Here is a 19,877-nt window from a genome sequence, read left to right as displayed (position 1 = left end):
CGGCCGCGATGATGCAACTACTGGCCGCCGACTGAAATCGACGAGCCGCCCGCCGTGGGCGCTTCCTGAACCGTCTCAAGATCCACGAGCGAAGTGTTGTAGTTGAGCAGCGCCGCCAGCGCCGAATACCGCGCATCGGCCAGGTCGCGCTGGGCCTGGAAGACCAGGAACGTGGTCGACATGCCGGCGGCGTACTTCTTCTGCTCAGCTTCCAGCCGCCGCGCCATCAACCGCTCGGTTGCCTGGGTGGACACCACGCGTTTCTGGTTGGTTTCGACCTGCCTGGCCACATCGCGCACCGAACTGGTCACCTGCAGTTCGAGGTTCTGCAGTTGGATTCGCGCCTGCGACAGCTGCAGCCTCGTCCGGGCCAGGTTCGCCTCGGCGATGCTCGTGCCGATCGGGTAAGACACGTTGACCGCGAACGACCAGCCGTGGAAATCGTTGCTGAACAACCGGCTCAACACCTTGCCAAGCCCCTCTTTGACCTGGCCGATCACCGGCGGCGGGAAACCGCCTTCGCCGAAGGTCAGCTCCGTGCCTCCCGATCCGGTGAGTCCGTACGCCACCTGGGCATTGACGTCGGGCAGTATCTGGTTGCGCTGGAACTTGATGTTCGATTCAGTCAGATCGAGGTTCTTGCGCGCCGAGCGCAAGTCCGTCCGTTTCTCGAGTGCCGCCTTGACCGCGCCTTCCACGTCAACAGTGGGCGGCGCAAACACCGGCTGGTCCGTGAGGTCGAACTTCACGGCCCAGAAGGTTGCGGACTTCGGATCCAGGATCAGCGTCCGCAGCGCGTCCTCGGCCCGACGCACGTTCGATTCGGCGACAATGGCCGCCTCGTCGCGCCGCGCCACCTCGGCCTCGGCCTCGACAATATCAATGGGCGCCATCGTCCCGATTTCGACTCGCGACCGGTTGTTCCGGAGCGATTCCTTGGCCAGGTCGAGCGACTGCTGGGCGACGACATACGCCGCCGCGGAGGCCTTCAGATTCCAGTAGGCGTACTTCACGTTGCGGATCGTCGCCAGCACCGTCTGGCGCAGCGACACATCAGAAATTTCCCGGTTCATCCGCGTGACAGTGAGTTGCTGCCGGGCGTTGTCAACCTGCCGGTTGCGGACCAGGGGCTGGGTGAACGTGAAATTGAGATTCGACGCAAGCGAGGGGTTCGGGCTGTCGTAGACGCTGTTCGACTTTCCACGCGAGGCGTCCCACAACACCGTGTAGTTGGCGCCCCACGGCAGCAGTTGATTGGCGCCGACATTGGCCGAGAACGAATCGCGGACCAGTTGGTTGCTTGCCCCAGCGAAGAAACTGGTGATGGGGCTGACCGTCCGGCCATTCCGCACCGTCGACGTCAGGTTGGGCGTCCACGCCGTCCGGGCCTGGGCGATCGACAGGTCCTGCAATTGCGGATTGATTCTCTCGACCCGGACGTTCAAATTGTTCTCGAGGGCCAGCTTGACCGCCTCTTCGAGTGACAGCGGTTGGGCCGACCCAGCCGGCACCGGGGCGGACGTCTGCGCGAAGGCGGACGCCGAGAGGCCGATGATCGAAAGCACGACGAGACTGATCCGTGCGGCACGAGAAAGCTGTTGAGGCATTGCCATCGACTCCAGGGCTTGTGCGATAACTTCCCTAATCGGCCCAGCCGGCTTGCCGGCGCGAGTCCTCGCGGGCGCGCCCTTCGGACACGACTGTCCTCTGGATATAGACGGATCAGGTTGGACCACGGTTCAGCAAATCCGCTCCGGGTATACTAGCCCGGACCATTCACGAAGGCTAGGAACACGACCGTTTGACGGGTCGAGGGCCGTTTCACCGGGGGGCTCCGGAAATGAATCAGGAAGATGTGCTGGGCCAGTTTCGGCGCCTGGGTGCGCTGCTCGAAGGGCACTTCAGGCTCTCGTCGGGCCTGCACAGCCCGGCGTACCTTCAGTGCGCGCTGGTGCTGCAGCATCCCGCCGAAGCCGAACAACTGGGTCGGGCGCTGGCGGCCCTGATGCCCGGTTTGGGCGCGACCGCGGTGCTGTCCCCCGCGCTTGGCGGCCTGATCATCGGCCACGAGGTGGCCCGGGCGCTGGGCGTGCGGGCTCTCTTTGCCGAGCGCGTCGAGGGTGTGTTGACGCTGAGACGGGGGTTCGGCCTGGCACCCGACGATCGAGTGGTGGTCGTCGAAGACGTCGTGACCACTGGGGGCTCGACCCGCGAGACCATGGACGTGGCTCGGGCTGCCGGGGCCACCGTGGTGGCAGCCGGCGCCGTCATCAATCGCAGTGGAAGCGGGTCGCCGGTTGACGTGCCATTTTCGGCGCTGGCCGCGCTGACGCCGCCGACCTACAAGCCCGAGGCCTGCCCGCTGTGCGCGCAGGGGATCCCGGTGACGAAACCGGGGTCGAGGACGGGGAAGTAGTAAGAGTGGATGTCGATGCCCCGTGTCCTGAAACTCACGCTCTCCTATGACGGCTCCGCCTATGCGGGTTGGCAACGGCAGACCAACGGCCAGTCCATTCAGGGATTGATCGAAGAGGCGCTCAGCCGGATTGATGGGGCGCCAGTCGTGGTGGCCGGCGCCGGCCGCACGGATGCCGGTGTCCATGCCCTGGGCCAGGTTGCGAGCGCCCGGGTTGCGACCTCGCTGGATCAGCCAACCCTGAAGCGAGCGCTCAACGCGATTCTCCCTCCTGATGTCCGGGTCGTCAGTGTCGAGGACGTGGCCGACCAGTTCCATGCCCGGTTCAGCGCGTCGGGCAAGACGTACGAGTATTGGATCTGGCAGGGCGACGTGCTGCCACCGCTGCTCAGGGCGTCGTGCTGGCATGTTCCGCGCGTGCTGGATGTTGCCGCGATGGACGCCGCCGCCCGGCTGCTCGAGGGACGCCACGATTTTGCGGCGTTCCAATCCGCTGGAAGTGATGTCAAGACGAGCGTGCGGACGATCTGGTCCGCCAGGGTCGCCGTCGGGGCGGTGCGATCGGCCGGGGTCGCGTCACCATTCGAATCCGTCACCAGCGACAGCCAGGGCCATCCGGTCGTCGTGCGGATCGAAGCCGATGGATTTCTCCGCCACATGGTCCGGGCGGTTGTCGGAACGCTGGTTGAAGTCGGGGATCATCGCCGCGCCGTCGATTCAATTGCGGCGCTTCTGGGCCGCCCAGACCGTCGCGAGGCAGGCCCGACCGCACCGCCGCGCGGCCTGGTGCTCGTCCGCGTTGATTACCGTCCGGCGGTGGCGCCTGGTGCAGGAAGTCGGTAAGATTAGAGCTTGCGTCCATCAGGTTATCCGCATGTCGCGTGAAGAACTCCTGGCCTGGGTGAAGGCTGGCTCGTCTGACGAGGCGCTGGCGCGGGCCATCGACTTTGATCGGCTTCCGGCTCACATCGCCGTCATCATGGACGGCAATGGCCGGTGGGCGGCACAGCGCCATCTGCCGCGCGTCAAGGGCCATCATGCCGGCATTGAGGCCGTGCGCGACACGGTCGAAACCTGCGCGCGGCTCGGGATCCAGGTGCTGACGCTCTACGCGTTTTCGGTTGAGAACTGGAAGCGCCCTCAAGTTGAAGTCAAGACGCTGATGACGTTGCTCAAGCGCTACCTGCGCCTCGAGTTGAACACGCTCATCGGCAACAACATCCGGTTCCGGGTGATCGGCAGGTTCGAAGGCCTGCCCTCCGACGTGCAGAAGGAACTGGTCAGGGCGGTTGACTCCACGGCGTCATCAACCGGGATGTTCTTCAACATCGCCCTGAACTACGGCGGGCGCGCCGAAATCGTGGATGCCGCCCGCCGCATCGTTGAGACCGGGGTCCGGATCGAGGACCTCGACGAGCGTCGCTTCGGTGAGTTTCTCTACACGGCCGGCCAGCCAGACCCCGATCTGCTGATCCGGACCAGCGGCGAGATGCGTGTCAGCAACTTCCTCTTGTGGCAGATTGCCTACGCGGAGATTTACGTCACCGACGTGTTGTGGCCGGATTTCCGCCGCCGCGACCTGCTGGAGGCCGTCGCCGACTTCCAGAAACGCGATCGGCGCTACGGCGGCATCGCGCCACCGGCTCATGCTCGCGTGGCCCGGTGACTCGCATCCTCAGCGCCGTCGTTCTAATCCCCCTTGTCGTCTCGTGCGTCCTGTTTGCGCCGCAGTGGGTGGTCCTGCTGCTCGTCGAGGCCGTGCTTGTGGCCGCCTTTGTCGAATACGCGGACCTGTACGAGAAGACGGGCGTGCTCATCCCGCGCGTCCCGGCCTGCGCCGCTGCCATGGTCACGGCGGCGGCGTTCGCCTGGCCTGGGCCGACGCCTGCCGATCTCGTCCTGGTCGCCATCCTGATCGCAATCTCGGCGGCCGTGCTCGGCGCGTATCAACCGGCGTCGCACGTGCCGGCCTCGGCCGCGGCGGCGCTGTTCTCGGTCGTCTATCTGGGCCTGCCGCTCGGCTGTCTGGTGGCTATCCGCGGCATGTTCGGCCGCGAGGCCCTCATGCTCGTGTTGATCGTCGTGTGGGTGTCAGACAGCGCGCAATACTACGCCGGGCGGCTGTTCGGCAGGCACAAGCTCTCCCCGACGATCAGCCCCAAGAAGACGATCGAAGGCGCCGCAGGCGGGTTTGTCGCCGGCGTGGCGGTCATGATCGTCCTTGGCCGAATCTGGCTTCCTGCGCTCCCGATCTGGTGGCTTGCCGGCGCCGGAGCCGTCATGGTGGCGCTTGGGCTTGCCGGCGATCTGTTTGAGTCGCTGCTGAAGCGCAGCGCGCACGTGAAGGACAGTTCCGGACTGATTCCCGGCCACGGCGGCGTGCTCGACCGCATCGACGCGCTGCTGCTCGTCGGACCGGGGTTCTACCTGTTTCTGAGGCTGCTGACGTGAGCCGCGTCCGATCGCACGCCCCGAAGATCCGCGTGGCCATCCTCGGATCGACCGGATCGATCGGCCGCAGCGCGTTATCGGTTGTCGAGGCGCACCCGGACCGCCTCGAGATTGTGGGGCTGGCCGCCGGAAGCAACTCGACGCTGCTGGCCGCCCAGGTCGAACATCACCGACCGCGCGTGCTGGCGATGGCCACCGCCCACGCGCTCGAGGCGGCCATGCATCGCTTCGGGACTTTGCGCCCCGTCGTCTGCGCCGCCGGGGCCGAAGGCCTGCTCGCAGTGGCCACACACCCGGACGTCGACGTGCTGCTGTGCGCCTCGTCCGGCACCGCCGCCCTCGAAGCCGTACTCGCGGCGATCGAGGCCGGCAAGACCATCGCGCTGGCCAACAAGGAAGTGCTCGTGATGGCCGGCGGGATTGTCACCGAGGCGGCCAGGCGCCGCGGCGTCGCCATTCTGCCTGTCGACAGCGAGCACAACGCCATTCATCAGTGCCTCCACGGTCGCGATCAGGCGGAGATCAGGCGGTTGATTCTGACGGCATCTGGCGGCCCGTTCCGCGGGCATTCCGCGGCAGAACTGAAGAAGGTCGGCCCCGAAGACGCCCTGCGCCACCCGACCTGGCGCATGGGGCGCAAGATCACGATCGACTCGGCGACGCTGATGAACAAGGGGCTCGAGGTGATCGAGGCGCACTGGCTGTTCGGGGCGGGCCCCGACCAGATCGACGTCCTCGTGCATCCGCAGTCCGTCGTGCATTCCATGGTGGAATTGTGCGATGGCTCGATCATCGCGCAACTGGGCGTTACAGACATGCGCCTGCCGATCCAGTATGCGTTCTCGTATCCGGCGCGCTGGAGCAGTCCGCTGCCATCGCTCGACCTCGTGAGGTGCGGCCCTCTCGACTTCCTGCCGCCCGATCACGCGCGCTTTCCGTGCCTCGGCCTGGCCTACCGCGCTCTTCGAGCCGGGGGAAGCCTGCCGGTTGTGCTCAATGCCGCCAACGAGGTGGCCGTGGCCGCATTCCTGGCCGGCCGCCTCCGTTTTGTGGAGATTGCCGAAGTGATCGAGCGCGCGATTGACGATCATGCCGGTCGGACCGCCGCCACCCTCGCCGAAGTCCGCGACGCCGACACCTGGGCTCGAGAGTTCGCCCAGGAACTGGTCCGGGGTTACAATCAAGGGTGAGGGTTCCTCTTGGTCATGAATTCACTGAACTCGCTTGTTGCCTTCGTGTTTGTGCTCGGCGTCCTCGTATTCGTGCACGAATTTGGACACTTCCTGGTTGCACGCTGGCTTGGCGTCAAGGTAATCACGTTCTCGATCGGATTTGGCCCGAAACTGCTGAAGTTCCGGCGCAACGACATTGAGTACTGCATCAGCGCCTTCCCACTGGGCGGCTACGTCAAGATGGCGGGCGAGAACCCGGAGGAGCCGCTCTCGGGCGGCCCGGGCGAATTCCTCGGACGCAGCCGGTGGGACCGGTTCCGCATTCTGGTTGCCGGCCCGTTGATGAACATCGTGCTGGCGGTGGCGTTGATGTGGGTGGTGAACGCGCAGGGCGCACAGGTGCCCGCGTTCCAGGACGCGCCGGTCGTCGTCGGCGCTGTCACCCCGAAGTCGCCGGCGGAACAGAGCGGGATCAAACCGGGCGATCGAATCATCAAGGTCGGGACCCAGCCGGTGGCCACGTGGGAGGACTTCTACCTGTCGATTGGCGGTCGCGCGAATCGCGAGGTGCCGATTACGCTGCTGCGCGAAGGACGCGACACGGTCATCACGGTGACGCCGGTCGGGCAGACCAGGATGCAGGTGGGCGACATCGGCGTGTTGCCGGATGTCCATCCAAGCATCGTGACTCTCGAGAGCGGCGGGCCGGCAGAAAAGGCCGGCGTCAGGATCGGCGACATCGTCCTGACCGCCAACGGCGAGACGATCGTGTTTTCGGGCCAGTTGTCGACGGCGATTCGCAAGTTCCCGGATGTGCCGATGACGCTTCGCGTCATGCGGGCCAGTGCCCCGCTCGACATCACCGTGACACCGCGGCGCCAGGGAACCATTGGCGTGATTGGCGTCAACATTCTGGACGCGGTCAAGCTCGTGCAGCCCGGGATCCTCGGCGCGCTCCGGATGAGCATCGATCGCAATATCCAGTTCAGCGGCCTGATTGCGCGCACGCTCGGCGGCCTGTTCACGCGCGAGACGTCTCCCTCCCAGCTGATGGGGCCCGTCGCCATTGCGCAGTTGTCAGGCGACTACGCGGCGCTCGGCTGGCTGGCGCTCTTCTCGTTCATGGCCTCGCTCAGCCTGAACCTCGGCCTGCTGAACCTGCTGCCGATTCCGATCCTCGACGGCGGCCACATCTTCATCATGGCGATCGAATCGGTGGCCCGCCGCAACTTCAGCCTGAAGGTCAAAGAACGGATGATGATGGCCGGTTTCGTGGCGCTGATGCTGCTGATGGTAACGGTGGTCTACAACGACCTTGCGCGCTTCTCCTGGTTTGAGCGCTTCATCCCGGGCGGGCACTAGAAACACCGGCGTCGCCCGCGATCTGGAATCACACAGGCATGTCTCGATCGATCTGGCAATCCGCCTTCGTGGAGAGTAATCTCTTCTATTGGCGTGAGGACTGATGCTTGCCGCGGTGATGCTCCAAAGGCGCTGATGAAATCGACGAATCGCCGGGCAAGGTGTGCCGAACGCCACAGTGCCGCAGTCGGGAGCTTGTGCCTGTCGTGCTGCGTTGGATTGTTGTTGCTGGGCTGTGTCACCAATCTTTCCGCGCAGACTCCAACCCATCTGATCAGTCAGTTCAGTCACGAGAACTGGCAGGCGGCCGACGGATTGCCCCAGAACTCCATCCAGGCCGTGGTGCAGACACGCGACGGCTACCTGTGGATCGGGACCCAGGAAGGCCTCGTCCGCTTTGACGGGGTCCGCTTTACCGTGTACGGCAGCCGGAACACGCCACAGTTCCGCAGCAACCACGTGGAGGCGCTCCTCGAGGCCCGGGACGGGACACTCTGGCTTGGCACATATGGCGGCGGATTGATCAGCATGAAGGACGGACAGTTCAGGCTCTTCAGGACGACAGACGGCTTGTCGAGCGACTCGGTGATGGATCTGGCTGAAGACTTCGACGGAGCGATCTGGATTGCGACAGAAGGCGGGGGCGTCAGCCGCTGGTCCGCGAAAAGTGGTTTCACGACGTTTACAACCGCTGACGGCCTGGGCAGCCGCTCCACCACCTCCGTCATCGCCGACGTGCGCGGCGTCGTGTGGGTGGGAACCGCCGTCGGCGTCAGCCGGTTCGACAACGGGAAATTCGTGACCTATACCAGTCGCAACGGCGTGGCCGGCGATTCGGTCACGGCCCTGGCCGGCGATCGCCAGGGCAATATCTGGATCGGAACCACCCAGGGCTTGACCAGATGGCGTGAGGGTAAAGCGGCCACCTACACGGTTCGGCGCGGGGGGCTGCCCAACGATGTCGTTCGGACGCTCCATGTCGACGACGCGGCGGTCGTCTGGGTGGGTACCCGCGGAGGACTGGCTCGACTCGAAAAAGGTGCCGTCAGCACGCTCACCTCGCGCGACGGCCTGGCCAATGACGACGTGACCGCCATCATGCAGGATCGCGAGGGCAGCTACTGGATAGGCACCAACGGCGGCGGCCTCGACCGCTGGCGGGATGCGAGCTTCACAACGTACGGGCCACAACTCGGGCCGTCCGATGACGTGTACGCCGTCACGGGAAGCCGGGACGGCGGTCTTTGGGCGGGATCCGGCAACGGCCGCGTATACCACTTCAAGGACGGCCGATTCACGCCTCTGGATACCCGCGGGCATCTGGCCGGCACGATCGTCCGGGCGCTCCTCGAGGACAGGCAGGGAAATCTGTGGATTGGCACGGAACGACAGCTCTACCGGTACAGGCAGGGCGTGTTTGAGGTCTATGACCAATCACGAGGCCTTCCCGGTTTCTCCGTCCGTGTCGTGTTCGAGGATCGAGATGGCCGGATCTGGGTCGGAACCAACGGGGGCGGTCTGAGTTACATCGACGGTGATCGTCTCGTCACCTACACCACCCGTGACGGTTTGGCAGAAAACCGGGTGAGGGCCATGGTGCAGGACAAAGACGGGTCGTTGTGGATTGGCAGCTACGGCGGACTGAATCACTTCAAGGACGGCGTCTTTCACACGTACACCGTCTCGCAAGGACTCTCGAACAACTTTGCCAGGTCGCTGCACTTTGACGACGACGGCACGCTCTGGATAGCGACGTACGGCGGCGGTCTGAACCGGTTCAAGAACGGGCGCATCACCGCGTACGGCACGCGCGACGGGTTCTTCAGCGACACGTCATTCCAGATCGTCGACGATCAGCTGGGGAACCTGTGGCTCAGCTGTAATACCGGGATCTTCCGCGTCAGCAAGCAGGCACTCGAGGCGTTTTCGGACGGCCGGGCCACATCAATTGCGTCCACGACGTACACGGAAGCCGACGGAATGAAGAGCCGCGAATGCAACGGCGGCAGTCCCGGAGGGTGGAGGACCGATGACGGGCGGCTCTGGTTCGCGACGCTCAAGGGCCTTGCGTCGGTTGATCCAGCCAATCTGCGGAGAAACCCCAAGCCGCCCCCGGTTCTCGTCGAAGACGTGATTGTGGACGGGCGGCCGATCGAGCCGGGCGACCACATCCAGGCGGGGAGCCAGCGATTTGAGTTCCGCTTTACAGGGTTGAGTTTCGTCGCGCCGGCACGGATGCGGTTCGTCTATCGGCTCGAAGGCTTTGACCGGAAATGGATCGACGCGGGCGCGCAGCGTTCTGCGTCTTACACAAGCATCCCGTACGGCTCTCATCGCTTCCTGGTGAAGGCGGCGAACGACGACGGAGTCTGGAGCGGGACCCCGGCGTCATTCGACTTCGTGCTCGAGCCGCATTTCTATCAGACCTTCCTGTTCTACGGCTGTGCTGCGCTGACGCTGGTCGCATCCTGCGTCGGTCTCTATCGGCTGCGCACCGGGCAACTCCGCAAGCGGCAGCGCGTCCTGCAGGCCAAGGTCGACGAGGCGGTGGCTCATATCAAGACCCTCCGCGGGCTGCTGCCGATCTGTGCGTCGTGCAAACGGGTCCGCGACGACGGCGGTTACTGGAATCAGATCGAGCAGTACGTGCGGGACCACTCCGAGGCGGCGTTCAGTCATGGAATCTGCCCCGATTGCATCCGGAAGCTGTATCCCGAGCACGCCGACCTCGCCGACGAGCACACGCCGGGAGGGAATGCGACCGGAAGGTCCGACGCGGCGCCGAAGTAGGCCGTTCGGGGCGCGCGGGCGACCGACACGCCCTCGGCGGGCGCATCACCCGATGCCCGTGTCCCGATCCCGAATCACCCCTTCAAGAAAAGCCCGGTCGAGAGCGTCCTGTGCGCGGGCGGTCTGTTTAGTTCTGATGAGTGTGGCCGGGCTCGCGACCAGAACCGACACTCCTTCAAGTTGGCGCGACTCCGCGTCGGCGACGACGTCCGCGTAAGACAAGCCGCAGGCACGGCCCATCAGATCAACGAGGAACTCGTCGGCCACGCGCACCACGACGAACTCGCGCAGGTCAGTGTCGGCGACCTCGGCGGCGGCATTGTCGGCCAGGATGGCCATCCCCCGTTTGACGCGCGCCACGTTCTCCGGCGCGTCGTCGACCAGGAGATCGATGTCTTTGGTAAAGCGGGCGGCGCCGTGGGCGATCACGGCGAATCCGCCGATCAGTACGTACCGGGCCCCGGCGTCGTTCAGCGCCCGGCAGAGCCGGACGAGATCGTCGGGTTCAGGTGCGCGTGCGTACGCCGGATCGTGTCCATCAGCCACCGATCAGCCTCGTCGAAGTTGCGGAAGCGATACACGCCGCGCGGGACAAGCGCCGTGGTGGCGCGAAGGACGGCGGCCGTTCTGGTGAGCGCTCGCTGGTCGGCCAGTGCGTCTCCGTTTGGAGACCGATGTCCCACTTGTCGCATCAAGGGCATTATGTCATCACCTCGGAGCGGAGGCGAGCGGACGGACAGAAACGGGCGGAGCGGCCCTCGGTGTCTGCGCCCGAAAGGGCGGCGGCCCGCGCTCGCCGGCGGGGACGCTCAATGGCGACCGCAGCCGTTCTCTCTGCTGGAATCGGCCGCCGGTTTTCTGTACAGTCGCATCGACGCCGTCGTCGAGCCTGTCGCGCACCCGCGGCCGGATCCGACACCAATGACTCCGGAATCACTTCCGCGCCTCGTCCGCTTCGGTCTGTTTGAGCTGGATCTCAAGACAGGTGAACTGCGCAAGCGCGGCGTCAGGATCGCGCTGCAGGATCAGCCGTTCCAGGTGCTGGCCATACTCGTGGCGCGCCCGGGCGACCTCGTGACGCGCGACGAACTGCGCGCCGCGTTGTGGGCCGACGCGGTGTTCGTCGACTTCGACCACGGCCTGAACAAGGCGGTCGGCAAGATCCGTCGTGCGCTTGGGGATTTGGCCGAGAGCCCGCGATTTGTCGAGACGCTCGAACGGCGCGGGTACCGGTTCATTGCTTCCGTTGAACGCGTTGAGGCAGCCGGCACCTCGCCGTCGGTCGGCGGGCGTATCGCGTCGGCGCGCCTCGTTCGCCTGGTGTGGAACGATCGGGCTATCCCGCTTTCGTCGGGAACACACTTCATCGGGCGCGAGCCGGACTCCGCGATCTGGATCGACTCGTCAGTGGTCTCCCGGCGTCACGCCCGCCTCTTCGTCGATGACATCGGCCTGATGCTCGAAGATCTGGGCAGCCACAACGGAACGTTCGTCAACGGTGAGCGCGTCGAGGGCTTGAGGCGCCTGCTTCATGGCGATGAAATTCGCATTGGCGCCGCAGTGATCGTCGTGCACGACCCGCCGGAACACAGTGCGACTCTTACCGATCCCGCCGGATAGTCCAGCCGGGGACATCCCGGAGTAACTCCTTCAAAATCATCTACTTAGATAGGGACGTACGTTCCCTGATCAGGGGACTTTCCGTCCATTTCAGGCTCGTGCTGGAAGGCGCACATTTCGCTCATGACCAAGGAGGTCCGAGCGATGCGCACCCACACGATCGGCGTTCTTGCTGCCGCCCTACTGATGCTCGCAACCGTGACGAATCCCGTCGCCGCACAGGACGCACCTGCTCCGGCAGCGTTCGTGTTCTCGCCCAACTCGCGCGTCCGCTGCCTTGATGGTGAGGCCCGGCGCCTGCTCGAAGCGGCCGTGGCGGTGTCGCCGACGATCGCGCGCTTGGTGACCGACCTCCAGTCCACTGACCTCATCGTCGGGATCGAGGCGCACACGTTGCCGAAGAAAGGCCTCAATGGAGATGCGCGCGTCATCGCCGCGACGCCCGTTGTCAGGCACGTCAGGATCAGAGTCGCGATCCCTGGCGTCCAGTCCGAGCTCCTCGCCGTGCTGGGCCATGAGCTCCAGCACGCCGTGGAAATCGCCGCCGCGCCCGACGTGCGCGACGCCGCGCGCACACTACGTGCAAATCGGCTATGAGCCAGCGGGTCGTGGTTACTACGAGACGCGTGCGGCCCTCGAGGTCGGGCGCCAGGTCTCCCGCCGAAATCGCTGCTTGGCGGCAGCACAAGCCGGTTGCGGCTCAGTGAGAGGCCAGTGAGAGGAGAGAGGTCGTGTCTCGCCGACGCCGCGCTCACACGGCCGCTGCACCATGAGCCGATTGAGAGAAAACGTGATACACCATATCCTCCAAGTCCGGAGGATCCGTATGCTTAGCCCAGCTTCTCGCCGCCACGTCGTGTCGATGTTCGTCGTTGGCGCCATTCTGCTGGCGGCCGTGTTGGCCGCGAACGCCCAATCAGCGCCGCCCGCCTCGCCCATCGTCGAACGTCACGAGGGCGACGACTATACCCGATACGAACTGCAGGCCCCCGAAACGGCGCAGTTCAAAATCGTCTACGAGGTCACTGCCACCCGGCCCGGCGCCCGCTTCTTCTTCAACGTGATCCGCAAGGGCAGCGAGGTCAGCGACGAGGCGGTCTTCGATCAGATGACCGGGCAGCCGCTTCCGTTCAAGGTGGTGACCGGGGCCGAGGCGCGAGCGGCCGGCCAGGCCAACGCGGACCTGGAAGCCAACTACATCCAGGTGACGCTGGCCAGGCCGGTGCCTGAGAAGGGCGAAACCCGCCTGCGCATCGACAAGACCTACAAGGATCCGAAGTCCTACTACCGCGAGGGCGACCTCATCGTGTTCAACCGGGGCTTGGGGATCAAGCGGAACGCGGTCGTGCTGCCGCCGGGATACGAACTGGTGGCGTGCAACGTGCCGTCGCAGGTGTTGACCGAGGGCGACGGCCGCATCAATATCAGCTTCCTCAATGCATCTCCGGGAGAAGCCCCGCTTGTCGTGAGGGCGCGGCCGCTCCCGAAGACGACGGCGTCGCCGAGGGTGTCCGCCCTGGATCCCACAACACGGGCGGATCGTGCCACATCCCCCGTGGCACGGGCGATTGCGGCATCGGGGCCCTCGATGGCCTCGCGGCTGGACGAGCGCGCCCATCAGGATCGCGAGATCGTGTACTTCCTGCAGCAACCCGACACGCACGCGTTCGCGCTCTACCACGACTACACCGAGTCGCGCCCCGGCGTCGCGGCGTACTTCAACGTCGTGCGCGCGGGCAGCAAGGCGTCCAGCCCTGCGGCGCGGCTGCTCGATACCGGCGAGGAACTGAAGGTCGAGACGATCGCGGGCCGGGAGATCATTGCGGCCAAGCTCGATGTCGGCGATCCGGTCCAGCCTGATTCCGAGATCGTGGTGATCCGGTTCCCGGCCGTGCGACAGGGCCAGTCGGTGCGCCTGCGTATCAGCGAGACCTACGCAGACCAGAGTCGGTACTACATGGAAGGCGACCAGTTCGTCTGGGATCGGAGCCTGGGCCGCCCGCGCAATGCCGTCGTCCTGCCGGCCGGGTGGTATCTCACCGCGAGCTCCATCCCCGCCGTTGTGACGATGACCCCTGACGGCCGCGTGCGGATGGACTACAACAACGCGAGGCCGGATGAGGTGGCGGTGCTGCTCAAGGGGCGGAAGCGGTAGGGAGAGGCGACGGGGACGGGGCGACTATCTGACGACCTGGTAGATCCGGGCTTCGTATCCGTCGGTGACGGCGCGGGCGCGCTCTCGCAGATCCGATCGCCGGTCGAGCGCCTCGACGACCGCGCGGTAGGCCTGGCGGCCATAGTACTCCTCGTGCAGCACGACGTAATCGACGTGGCGGCTTTGGAGCAATCGAACCGAGGAATCGTCCGGGAACGTCCTCATCGGCGGCCTGAATTCCTCGAACGACGGCAACGACACGCCGCTGTATCCATTCACAATCGGCTGCCAGTGAACCGTCGACAGATACGTGTATTGGGCGTCGAGTCCAGGCTCCGCAGGAAGTTCGGCCACAACCCCCGGCGGCCGGCCGTCAAACCACTGGTACACGGCACTTGGCGGCGCGACCTGTTCCAACGGGAGCATTGAGCGAGATTCGAGAAGCACGATCGCCGAAAGTGCTCCGGCGAACACGATCCGGATCCATGGCCGACGCAGGTACGCGTTCAGGCGCGCGACGCCGTAGCCACTGAGTACGGCGAGCGACAGTCCGACGAGCATCGACATGCGTCCCGGCGCTCTCAGGCCGCGGAACGGGACCAACGCCCAATAGAGCGCCGGAAAGACCTTCCCATTCGACCCAAGCGACAGATTGAATGCGAAGAGGACGCCGAGGGCGTAGGCGATCCGCGGAACAGAGAGGGGAGGCCAAATGGCGACCAGCGCCAGAATTACGACGAGCACCCCGGGAAACGAGTCCTCGGGTCCATGATCTCCACGACCGAGAAGACCTCCCCACGTGGCGTTCGTCTCGTTCGCCACCAGATAATCCCCGGGTCTCGAACTGTAGTGCTCGACCTGGTCCAGGTTGCGTTCCCCCAGTTGTTGCCGGACGTGCAGATAGGGCGACACCATCGGAATGACGAGCACCGCGGCCACCAGCGCTCCGGCAGCCAGAGGCTTCACCGCCCGGCCCACGCGACGGCCACCGATGGCCAGCGCGGCGCCGACTGGCACGAGGTACGCCGCAAAGAACACCCCGAAGTACATGCACGAAAGCAACTGAGCGGCGACCGCGCCACCCGTCATCAGTCCATCCCGCAGCCGGCCTCGCTCGAGCGTCCGGTGCAACGCCAGCAATCCGAGCGGCATCCAGCACGGCAAGAGCAGTTCCAGGTGGTTGTAGTGCTGAAATCTGAAGGGATAGAACGCGAAGACGACGCCCGACACCAGCGCCGCGGTTGGTTGCCCGGTCAGCGACCGAACCAGCACGTACATCGAAACACCGGCGGCGACAAACGAGGCCAGCACCACCGCGTTATAGAGCGGCACGGCCGGGACACCAAGCCAGAAGAACGGGGCGGTGATGACGCCCGGGAGCACCATCGAATCCGAATAGGCGAGCGTCAATCGGTTGGGGTAGTACAGGTTCCCGTCGAACAGGTTCAGCGGATCACTCACGATCTGGTGAGCAATCCACGACAGCCGCCAGATCGAGAACAGCGGGTCGCCGAGATCCCTGACCGCACCCATCCGGAGCACTTGCGGGCAGGTCATTACGAGCGTCAGCGCCGCCATCAGCGCAGTCACGCCCAGCAACTCGGCAGCAGTGAGGCGAGTGGCGGCGTGTTGGTCGATGTAGACGTCGCCGAGAGGGCAGAGCCGGCGTTTCACCCGGCGCCACAGATTGTCATCACGGAAGATGGCGTGGCGAAGGGCAGCAATCAGGACCGCCCACAGTGCCGGGCGCCACGCGGCCGTGACCGAGACCATGACGCCGAAGACGCTTCCGCGTACGCCGCCGGTGACAAAGGCGAAGCCTGCAAGCGCAAGAAGCGCAAGCGTGAGCGCGTCGGCCAGCCTGATCCAGATTCCGGGCGGTCGATGGCGACTGGGCAATGGCTCGCGTCCGGCTACGCCGATTTCATCGCGCGCACATGACGCACAATGGCCGCGACCAACCCCGCGCTCGTATGAGCGTCGGCGACGATGTCCGTGTGGATCCCATGCGCCTGCAGCGCCTGCGCGGTCACAGGGCCGATGCACGCGACCAGTGTCGTCGGCAGCAGATCAACCAGCGCCTCGGCACCGTAACTGTCGACGAATTCGCCGGCGGTCGACGGGTTGCCGAACACGAGGATATCGACCTGCTGCTCGAGCAGCTTCTTGTACAGATCGGGCTCGCCCGGATCGCCGGGCAGCACCTTCACAATCCGATACGCGGCGACCTCGGTCACTTCCGCGCCGGCTCTCCGGAGCTCGGCCGCCAGCACGTCGCGGACGCCTTCGGCGCGCGGAATCAGGATTCGACGGCCGTCGAGCCGGCGCGTGTCGGACAGCGCCTCGACGATGCCCTCGGGCCGGTACTCAGACGGCTGGGCATCGACCCGAACGCCAAGCGCCGCGAACCGATCGACCGACGTCTGGCCAATCGCGCAGATGCCCACGCCATGGAGGCTGCGGACGTCACCAGGCCCCGCCAGCAGCCGTCGAAGGAAGACGTCGGTCCCGGCCAGTGTCGGCAGCACAACCCAGTCAAACGTGCCGACCTTCCCACAGGCCTCATCGAGCGCGGCATAATCTGTCGGCGGCGCCATGCGGACGGTCGGTGCCACGATCACATCGGCACCCTGATCTTCGAGCAGGTCGACCAGTTCGCGGGCCTGCTCGCGCGGCCGGGTCACCACCACCCGCCGTCCCGACAACGGGCGCACGTCGAACCACCGCATGTGCTCACGCAGGGCGGCCACGCGTCCGACGACGACGATGGCCGGCCGGGTGTCGGCGGGCAGGGCCGCGTCGGCGAGCGAGGCCAGCGTGCCGGCGATCGTGCGCTGCGTGGGCAGCGTGGCGTTGTAGATCAGGGCCACCGGCTCCTCGGCAGGCCGTCCATTGGCCCGCAGCGCCGCGAGCATGGCCGGAAGCTGTCGGGGGCCGGCGTAGCAGACGATGGTGCCGTCGAGTCTGGCGAGGCTCGCCCAATCGAGGTCCGGCGTGTCCTCTGCCGCGTCCTCGTTGCCGCGCACCAGCGTGAGTGTATCTCCGCCTCCTCGATACGTGACCGCGACGCCCGCGTAGGCGGGGCCACCGACGGCCGCGGGAATACCCGGCACCACCTCGAACGTCACCCCATGTTCGTGGAGAAACAGGGCTTCCTCGCCTCCATCGTCGAACACAAACGGATCACCCCACTTCAGGCGTGCCACCCGCTTGCCTTCGCGGACCTTCTCGAGCAGGAGGTAGGCAATCGCGTCGCGGGCCGTACCCTGTGGCGCCGCACGCCCGACGTCGATCCGCTCGGCATCAGGCCTGGCATACTGCAGTAGAGACGGGTGAACGAGCCGGTCGTAGACAACCACGTCAGCCTGCCCGAGGCTGTCGGCGCCTCGCACAGTGATCAGGCCCGGATCGCCCGGGCCCGCCCCGATAAAACACACCATTGGACGGTTGGGCATGGGACACCTGCCCGGCTGCCGGCCAGGCGAACGTAGCATATCAGAGCGAAGGCCCGTAGTAGCCTTGCCGGGTCCTCGACGTCGTGCCTGGGCGCTCGACGCGGACGACCACCTGGCGCCACGCGCCGTTCCGGCGAGGATTCTTCGACGAGTAGCCCACCAGGTACTGGCTCGAGAGCTCCTGCCAGATCTGGTTGTAGATGCCGGGAAGGTCCGCAACCGTCTCGGGAAAGAACACGCGGCCCCCAGTCTGGCTGGTGATCTGGCGGAGGACGTACTCCGCCTCGCTGTGTTCCTTGCCGATATTCGAATCCTGCGCGCGCAGGCCGATGGCATAGACCGCGGTTTCGGACCGCTTCGTCTGCTCGAGGACTTCCTCAAACGGAACCAGGCTCGACGTATCCTCGCCGTCGGTCAGCAGCACGATGGCCTGGCGCCGGAGTTCGTCGGCACTGCGCGCCTGGTTCTTCTTGAGTTCCTTGAGCGAGATGTAGACCGCGTTGTAGAGCGCGGTCGACCCGCCGGTCTCGAGCGACGCGATGGCGCGATTCAGATCCGGATGAGCGCTGGTGAACGGCAGCAGGACATTGACGCGGCTGTCGAACTCGATGAGCTGCGTCCGATCTTCGGGCCGAAGGCGCGCGACGAATCCGGTGGCTGCCGCGCGGACCGTCGCCATCTTGTCTTCCATGCTGGCGCTTGTATCGACCAGCAGGGAGATGGCGAGCGGCAGGCTGGTGCGGCTGAAGAAGGTGACGTCCTGTCTGGTGCCATCCTCGTAGACGAAGAAGTTGTCCCGGGACAGATCCATGACGTATCGTCCGGCGGCATCGGTGACGGTCACGTTGAGTGCGACGACGTCGACGCCGCTGCGGAACGCCCCGCTTTGTAACGGCGTGTTGCCCTGCGGCGTCGGCCGCCCGGCGAGAACCACCGATGCGGCCGCGGCCAGCACCAGGGCCAGGGCGACCGTTCGTGATCGGAACATCACCTGGGTGGACTCGTCTTGACCCGGACCGGCGTGCCGCGTGCGGTCAGACCGGATCTGGTCGCACGCACGTCGATCGTTTCGGGTGGAATCAGCATCTGCGGTCTCGCATAGGTGACGCGGTACTGCGAGAGCAGTTCTGTCGCGACCCGACCCAGCGCGTCCTGGATGGCCATCGACGACTGCACGTTCCGCCGGCTGCCTCCGCTCGTGCGTGTGCCGGCGTCAAACACGTGTTCGCGGCTCTGCCCGTCGACCGTCATCATGTCGGGGGGAACGCCAGCCGAGACCGTGAGCACGTGAAGCGCCGGGCCCTGTTCGGCAAGCAAGTCCAGTACGCGGCTGTACGCCAGGTTGCTGAATTCATAGCCGCCCAGCCAGACGACGAGGATCGCCGATCGCTCGGCCTCTCGTTTCTTCATCCCGTTCAGCGTGTCAACGATCGCGTCGAGTGCGTAGGCGCCGGACCCCGCAATCGAGAAGATCCGCCCGACGCCCTGCGCCAGCAGTGCGGCGTTGCTCGTGTAATCGGTCAGCACATGGGGGCGCTCGCCGAACTCAACCAGCGCGATGTGCGCCTGCGGGAGCATTCTTCTGACGAACGCCTCGAGCCCGAGACGCAAATCGCTGATTTGTGCTCCGGCGGCCGCGCTGGTGTCGACCAGCACCGCCAGATCAATCGGCTCGGTCGCCCGGCGCACTCTCAGGACCTCGCGCAGGCGGCCATCCTCGCGGATGGCGAAATCGCGCGGTCCGAGATTCGGCACCGGTTTATCTGAGCGATCAAGTACGGATACGAAGATGTCGCGTTCGAGCGCCTGAGCGGCCGCACGGCCGGGGAGAAGTGCGGTGAACAACGCAAGCGTCAGAACGGGAAACACCAGCCGACGAGGCGCGCGCAGCAGCGTCAGGTTCACGGCTCATTCATCCTTGTTGGAGGCAGGCTCGTTAATCAGTATAGCGAAAGCTCGAAATGATTGTCAGCACGCCACTTGGCCTTCTTGACCGATCTTTGAGGCGCGTGTTATAACCCGTGGGCTGTGGTGTTGAACGCGCCGGTGCGAGAGGCTGGCGTTCCTGTTGTCCCTCCCGGGTGATACGTCGATGGTCAACGCGTGGATTCCGATTCTCATCTACATCCTGGTCGCGATTGCGTTTGGGGTGGGCACCCTGCTGGTGGCCCGACTCGTTGCGCCGCACCGGGCGGGCAAGGTCAAGCTCGATCCGTACGAGTGCGGGATCGAGCCGAAGACCGACGCGCGTGACCGCTACAGCGTGCGGTACTTCATGGTGGCCATGCTGTTCCTGATCTTCGACGTGGAGACGGTGTTCCTCTATCCCTATGCCGTCATCATGGATTCGCTGTTGTGGTTTGGATTCATCGAGATGATGGTGTTTCTGTTCATCCTCGTGGTCGGGTATGTTTATGCCTGGCGTGAGGGCGCCTTGGAATGGGCGTAGTCGGAGA

17 protein-coding genes are annotated in these 19,877 nt (G+C 65.3%); 11 read left to right on the top strand and 6 right to left on the bottom strand.

Annotated features, from left to right (window positions below):
• Positions 1-17 precede the first annotated feature (17 nt).
• Positions 18-1,607, bottom strand: a complete 1,590-nt coding sequence (locus tag NTV05_14540) for a TolC family protein (GenBank protein MCX6545616.1) — start codon at positions 1,605-1,607, stop codon at positions 18-20.
• Positions 1,608-1,840: 233 nt separating this feature from the next.
• On the opposite strand from NTV05_14540, the gene pyrE reads away from it, so the two are divergent.
• The 7 genes from pyrE (at position 1,841) to NTV05_14505 (ending at position 10,191) form a co-directional block, all read left to right on the top strand.
• Positions 1,841-2,416 (top strand): orotate phosphoribosyltransferase, encoded by a 576-nt coding sequence (gene pyrE, locus NTV05_14535; GenBank protein ID MCX6545615.1) that lies wholly within the window; start codon positions 1,841-1,843, stop codon positions 2,414-2,416.
• A gap of 15 nt (positions 2,417-2,431) precedes the next feature.
• The gene (gene truA, locus NTV05_14530; GenBank protein MCX6545614.1) at positions 2,432-3,259 is read left to right on the top strand and encodes a tRNA pseudouridine(38-40) synthase TruA; all 828 of its coding nucleotides are present in this window, start codon (positions 2,432-2,434) and stop codon (positions 3,257-3,259) included.
• A 31-nt stretch (positions 3,260-3,290) separates the two neighbouring features.
• Complete coding sequence (locus NTV05_14525; protein ID MCX6545613.1) at positions 3,291-4,082, top strand: isoprenyl transferase; 792 nt, start codon at positions 3,291-3,293, stop codon at positions 4,080-4,082.
• Positions 4,079-4,867 (top strand): phosphatidate cytidylyltransferase, encoded by a 789-nt coding sequence (locus tag NTV05_14520; GenBank protein ID MCX6545612.1) that lies wholly within the window; start codon positions 4,079-4,081, stop codon positions 4,865-4,867. The genes NTV05_14525 and NTV05_14520 overlap by 4 nt, the downstream gene beginning before the upstream one ends.
• Positions 4,864-6,057 (top strand): 1-deoxy-D-xylulose-5-phosphate reductoisomerase, encoded by a 1,194-nt coding sequence (locus NTV05_14515; protein ID MCX6545611.1) that lies wholly within the window; start codon positions 4,864-4,866, stop codon positions 6,055-6,057. Before NTV05_14520 ends, NTV05_14515 begins: the two co-directional genes overlap by 4 nt.
• Before the next feature lie 15 nt (positions 6,058-6,072).
• On the top strand, positions 6,073-7,401 hold the full coding sequence (gene rseP / locus NTV05_14510; protein MCX6545610.1) for an RIP metalloprotease RseP: 1,329 nt from the start codon (positions 6,073-6,075) through the stop codon (positions 7,399-7,401).
• A 225-nt stretch (positions 7,402-7,626) separates the two neighbouring features.
• Positions 7,627-10,191: a triple tyrosine motif-containing protein gene (locus NTV05_14505; GenBank protein MCX6545609.1), complete on the top strand. Its 2,565-nt coding sequence runs from the start codon at positions 7,627-7,629 to the stop codon at positions 10,189-10,191.
• A 45-nt stretch (positions 10,192-10,236) separates the two neighbouring features.
• On the opposite strand, the gene NTV05_14500 is transcribed toward NTV05_14505, so the two are convergent.
• Positions 10,237-10,737 (bottom strand): nucleotidyl transferase AbiEii/AbiGii toxin family protein, encoded by a 501-nt coding sequence (locus tag NTV05_14500; protein ID MCX6545608.1) that lies wholly within the window; start codon positions 10,735-10,737, stop codon positions 10,237-10,239.
• 375 nt (positions 10,738-11,112) lie between these two features.
• Between NTV05_14500 and NTV05_14495 the strand changes: the two genes are divergently transcribed.
• From NTV05_14495 to NTV05_14485, 3 genes are all read left to right on the top strand, one after another.
• Entirely contained in the window at positions 11,113-11,811 is a 699-nt protein-coding gene (locus NTV05_14495) for an FHA domain-containing protein (protein MCX6545607.1), read from the top strand.
• Positions 11,812-11,955: 144 nt separating this feature from the next.
• Positions 11,956-12,408: a hypothetical protein gene (locus NTV05_14490; GenBank protein MCX6545606.1), complete on the top strand. Its 453-nt coding sequence runs from the start codon at positions 11,956-11,958 to the stop codon at positions 12,406-12,408.
• 229 nt (positions 12,409-12,637) lie between these two features.
• Positions 12,638-13,966 carry a hemophore-related protein gene (locus NTV05_14485; GenBank protein MCX6545605.1) on the top strand — a complete coding sequence of 443 codons (1,329 nt, stop codon included), beginning with the start codon at positions 12,638-12,640 and terminating at the stop codon, positions 13,964-13,966.
• A gap of 24 nt (positions 13,967-13,990) precedes the next feature.
• Here NTV05_14485 and NTV05_14480 read toward each other — a convergent pair whose 3' ends face one another.
• The 4 genes from NTV05_14480 to NTV05_14465 are packed head-to-tail and all read right to left on the bottom strand — an operon-like array spanning position 13,991 to position 19,326.
• Positions 13,991-15,865 (bottom strand): glycosyltransferase family 39 protein, encoded by a 1,875-nt coding sequence (locus tag NTV05_14480; protein MCX6545604.1) that lies wholly within the window; start codon positions 15,863-15,865, stop codon positions 13,991-13,993.
• A 14-nt stretch (positions 15,866-15,879) separates the two neighbouring features.
• Positions 15,880-17,421 carry a uroporphyrinogen-III C-methyltransferase gene (gene cobA / locus NTV05_14475; GenBank protein ID MCX6545603.1) on the bottom strand — a complete coding sequence of 514 codons (1,542 nt, stop codon included), beginning with the start codon at positions 17,419-17,421 and terminating at the stop codon, positions 15,880-15,882.
• A 40-nt stretch (positions 17,422-17,461) separates the two neighbouring features.
• Positions 17,462-18,409: a VWA domain-containing protein gene (locus tag NTV05_14470; GenBank protein MCX6545602.1), complete on the bottom strand. Its 948-nt coding sequence runs from the start codon at positions 18,407-18,409 to the stop codon at positions 17,462-17,464.
• Positions 18,409-19,326 carry a hypothetical protein gene (locus NTV05_14465; protein ID MCX6545601.1) on the bottom strand — a complete coding sequence of 306 codons (918 nt, stop codon included), beginning with the start codon at positions 19,324-19,326 and terminating at the stop codon, positions 18,409-18,411. The genes NTV05_14470 and NTV05_14465 overlap by 1 nt, the downstream gene beginning before the upstream one ends.
• Before the next feature lie 187 nt (positions 19,327-19,513).
• On the opposite strand from NTV05_14465, the gene ndhC reads away from it, so the two are divergent.
• On the top strand, positions 19,514-19,870 hold the full coding sequence (ndhC, locus tag NTV05_14460; protein MCX6545600.1) for an NADH-quinone oxidoreductase subunit A: 357 nt from the start codon (positions 19,514-19,516) through the stop codon (positions 19,868-19,870).
• Positions 19,871-19,877: the final 7 nt, after the last annotated feature.

Source organism: Acidobacteriota bacterium (assembly GCA_026393755.1).
GTDB lineage: Bacteria > Acidobacteriota > Vicinamibacteria > Vicinamibacterales > JAKQTR01 > JBAXOX01.
Note: the sequence above shows the minus strand (reverse complement) of the source record. Positions and strands in the feature narration are given on the sequence as shown.

What these genes read in the sequence shown, in the direction of transcription:
- NTV05_14485 (MCX6545605.1), top strand. Translation starts at nt 12,638, where the DNA reads ATGCTTAGCCCAGCTTCTCGCCGCCACGTCGTGTCGATGTTCGTCGTT.
- rseP (MCX6545610.1), top strand. Translation starts at nt 6,073, where the DNA reads ATGAATTCACTGAACTCGCTTGTTGCCTTCGTGTTTGTGCTCGGCGTC.
- truA (MCX6545614.1), top strand. Translation starts at nt 2,432, where the DNA reads ATGCCCCGTGTCCTGAAACTCACGCTCTCCTATGACGGCTCCGCCTAT.
- cobA (MCX6545603.1), bottom strand. Translation starts at nt 17,421, where the DNA reads ATGCCCAACCGTCCAATGGTGTGTTTTATCGGGGCGGGCCCGGGCGAT.
- NTV05_14540 (MCX6545616.1), bottom strand. Translation starts at nt 1,607, where the DNA reads ATGCCTCAACAGCTTTCTCGTGCCGCACGGATCAGTCTCGTCGTGCTT.
- NTV05_14525 (MCX6545613.1), top strand. Translation starts at nt 3,291, where the DNA reads ATGTCGCGTGAAGAACTCCTGGCCTGGGTGAAGGCTGGCTCGTCTGAC.
- NTV05_14495 (MCX6545607.1), top strand. Translation starts at nt 11,113, where the DNA reads ATGACTCCGGAATCACTTCCGCGCCTCGTCCGCTTCGGTCTGTTTGAG.
- pyrE (MCX6545615.1), top strand. Translation starts at nt 1,841, where the DNA reads ATGAATCAGGAAGATGTGCTGGGCCAGTTTCGGCGCCTGGGTGCGCTG.
- NTV05_14490 (MCX6545606.1), top strand. Translation starts at nt 11,956, where the DNA reads ATGCGCACCCACACGATCGGCGTTCTTGCTGCCGCCCTACTGATGCTC.
- NTV05_14470 (MCX6545602.1), bottom strand. Translation starts at nt 18,409, where the DNA reads ATGTTCCGATCACGAACGGTCGCCCTGGCCCTGGTGCTGGCCGCGGCC.
- ndhC (MCX6545600.1), top strand. Translation starts at nt 19,514, where the DNA reads ATGGTCAACGCGTGGATTCCGATTCTCATCTACATCCTGGTCGCGATT.